Annotated in this window: 1 protein-coding gene; it reads left to right on the top strand. The window is 63.3% G+C overall.

Annotated elements, in window-relative coordinates; translation table 11 throughout:
• The coding region (locus tag CBX98_RS26475) for a hypothetical protein (RefSeq protein WP_197710275.1) at positions 1 to 283 on the top strand (283 nt) is incomplete at both ends.

The following is a 283-nucleotide window of genomic DNA, read 5'->3' on the forward strand; positions in this document are numbered from 1 at the left end:
TTGGCACCGCATCGACCAGCAACCTCGGCGGCGCGATCCAGTACTTCTCCTCGGACCCGGCGAAGACCTTCGGCGGCAAGGTCGCGCAGACCTTCGGCAGCGACCACAACCGTCGCAGCTATGCGCGCATCGATACGGGCGACTACAAGGGATTCTCCATGTATCTGTCCGGCGCCCATAGCGACGCGGACATGTGGGCCAACCCCAACTCGCCGACCAACACCAAGCAGTTCAACGGCAAGGCTGTCTACGAGTTCGGCGAGGGCAACCGGATCACCGGCTT

It is taken from the genome of Vibrio sp. T9, assembly GCF_003123985.1.
Classification (GTDB): Bacteria; Pseudomonadota; Gammaproteobacteria; order Enterobacterales; family Vibrionaceae; genus Vibrio; species Vibrio diabolicus.